This is a genomic window from Riemerella columbina DSM 16469 (assembly GCF_000374405.1).
Taxonomy (GTDB): Bacteria; Bacteroidota; Bacteroidia; order Flavobacteriales; family Weeksellaceae; genus Riemerella; species Riemerella columbina.
The window spans coordinates 1-2764 of the sequence record NZ_KB894267.1 but is presented as its reverse complement, the minus strand read 5'-3'; the positions used below and the strand labels follow the sequence as shown (position 1 = coordinate 2764).

Genomic DNA, 2764 nt, shown 5'->3' with positions numbered 1-2764 from the left:
GGCAAAACTTGGCGTTATCATCGCCTCAGTCTTCTGAACTTTGTCCCCAGATAAACGATAAAATCAGAAGTAATGAAATTAATCACTATTGAAGAAAACCAATGGCTACAATTACGCCAAGAAATACAATTTATAAAAGCGTACATCCAAGAACAATCCCAATCGACAGAAATCATTGACCANTTATGGCTCAATAACCACGAAGTATGCCAATACCTCCATTTAAGTGAGAAAACACTCTGGCGTATGCGACAGAACAATGAAATCACCTATGCTAAGGTTCATGGACAATACTTCTACACCTTAGGAAGTATCCGACAGCTTATGGAATTTCATGTGATAAAAAGTACAGCGGATTACTTAGAAAGTTTAACTCAAAAAGCACATTCGTATGTTAAAAAAGGAAGACATCTTAAGTAAGACAAATGCCGGACTGGAAGTATTTCGTTATTATGTTTCAGGGAATTGGAAAGTGGGACAAAACTTTAAAAACCCTTTTTATGATGATAAAAATCCCTCTTGTAATATTTACAAGGATAAAAAAACAGGCATCTATCGGATTAAAGATTTTGGGGATCCTCGTTTTAATGGCGATTGTTTTTCCTTAGTTGGCTATTTATATGGTTTGGATTGCACACAGCCTCACGACTTTGTAGAAATCCTAAAAATTATCAATCAAGATTTAAGTTTAGGATTAGATATTTCTTATTCTAATAAACTTAAACGCCCCCAAAGAAAAATCAAAGTGGAGGCTAATCCCGCAACAACTATCGAATCGCCCAGCTATCGTCCCTATATGATAGTAGATAAGAACTTCAGTAAAATAGAACTTGACTATTGGGAAACATTTGGAATAACGAAAACAGTTTTAGATATATTTGGAGTAAAATCCTTAAAATCTTTTGAAAGCATCAATAAAAAAGGACAACCCTATCGAATAGAATCCAATGATGATGAGCCCATTTTTTCATATCAGAATGCGGAACTTATAAAAATCTATCGTCCCCTTTCCAAACATCGTTTTCTATATGCAGGTATCGCTACGGATTATTGTTTTGGATTGGAACAATTACCGTTGGAGGGTGATGATATTTTGTTTATTACGGGCGGTGAAAAAGATGTGATGAGTTTGTATGCAAAAGGCTTTTCAGCCATTTGTTTCAATAGTGAAAATAGTCATATTCCCATCTCTCTCATTCAATCTTTAAAAGGTCGCTTTCGTCATATTGTATTATTGTATGATGTGGATCAGGCAGGAAAAAAGGCTGTACAAAGTCATTTAGAAAAATTAAAGGATCTGGTAGAGGTATTAGAACTTCCCTTATCAGGAACTAAAGACGATAAAGACATCTCAAACTATTTTCAGCAAGGCTATACCGCTAAGGATTTAAAAACATTGTTTTTGAAAATGCTTCAAAAAAAATATCAGCAAGGGCTTTCACTATTACAATCCTGTGAAATTCGATGGCATCAACCACCCGCCAAGCAAAAGATTATCATCACCTTAAAAGGAGCAGCTATCGGATTGCAAAGTAGTCTTTTAGGGGTTACAGGAGGTGAAGGAACGGGAAAAAGTCATTATGTGGCTGCAATGATTGCAGGGAGTTTATATCAAGGTAAAAATCCAATAGACTTACTTGGGCTTAGCGTAACTTACTGTGAGCATCAAGCGGTTTTATTTTTCGATACGGAACAATCCGCAGATCAATTATACGACAATGTTTCCATATTACTAAAACGAGCTCAACTTGATACGATGCCTTTAAATTTTAAAGCCTATTGTCTTACTCAAATTCCAAGAAAAGAGCGTATGAAAATCATTCGACAATGTATGGATACCTTGTATTATGAATATTCAGGGATTCATCTGGTAGTCATTGACGGTATTGCCGATTTAATTAGTTCCGCCAATAATGAAAGTGAAAGTATTGAAATGATAGAGGAATTGTACGCATTGGCAGGGCATTATCAAACCTGTATGGTTTGTGTGCTGCATCTAACGCCGGGAGGATTAAAACTTCGGGGGCATTTAGGGTCGGAGTTGCAACGAAAAGCCTCAGCGGTACTTTCGGTAGAGCAAGACCGAAGCAGTGCTTGCTCTGTGGTATTACCCAAGAAAATCCGTAAAGGCGATCCCAATCAATTGCCTAAGATATTGTTTCGATGGGATGCTAAAAGTGGAATGCACCGTTATTGTGGTACTCAAAAGAAAATTGAAAAGAAAGACAAAGGGGCAGAGTTAGCGACCCTTGTATCTCCTCTGTTTAGAAAAAGAGCCGTATGGGAATATAGTGAACTGGTACAAGAAATTAAAGCCTTAACGGGCGTACAGGAACGAACAGCCAAAAATTACATCGTAAAACTCAAAGCCAAAGAATTATTGATTGTGGACAGCCAAAATCCACAGCAATTAAGCATTGGTAAACTTATGAAAAAAATACTCAATCAAAAATAAAACACTAAAACTTACCCGTTATGAATATCGACCGAATGGAATTTGTAATGTGGATGGAGCGACTGATGGACCGCCTCGATCTACTTGCAGAACGCTTTGAAAAAGCTGAAAAGAAACGAAGTACCATCGAAGGAGAGGAATTACTCGACAATCAAGATTTAATGATAACTTTTAAAATATCCGCTCGTTCTTTACAGCGTTACCGCTCTTGAGGGGGTAGTATCTCATAAACTGTGTAAGTTAAAAAGAGGTTTTGAAAACTAGTTTTCAAAACCTCTTTTTAACTTAATTTGCAATTTTAAACATGAT

Annotated in this window: 2 protein-coding genes and 1 pseudogene; all 3 read left to right on the top strand. The window is 36.6% G+C overall.

Annotation, left to right across the window (positions count from 1 at the left end; translation table 11 throughout):
* Positions 1 to 72: 72 nt before the first annotated feature.
* Entirely contained in the window at positions 73 to 420 is a 348-nt protein-coding gene (locus C237_RS0110310) for a helix-turn-helix domain-containing protein (RefSeq protein WP_018676410.1), read from the top strand.
* Complete coding sequence (locus tag C237_RS0110305) at positions 392 to 2455, top strand: toprim domain-containing protein (RefSeq protein WP_018676409.1); 2064 nt, start codon at positions 392 to 394, stop codon at positions 2453 to 2455. The genes C237_RS0110310 and C237_RS0110305 overlap by 29 nt, the downstream gene beginning before the upstream one ends.
* A 20-nt stretch (positions 2456 to 2475) precedes the next feature.
* Positions 2476 to 2664 (top strand): annotated as a pseudogene (locus C237_RS13355) (helix-turn-helix domain-containing protein); the annotation flags it as partial.
* Positions 2665 to 2764 lie beyond the last annotated feature (100 nt).

Bases quoted from the DNA above. Each gene is read 5' to 3' on its own strand.
- C237_RS0110305 (WP_018676409.1), top strand. From the start codon at position 392: ATGTTAAAAAAGGAAGACATCTTAAGTAAGACAAATGCCGGACTGGAA.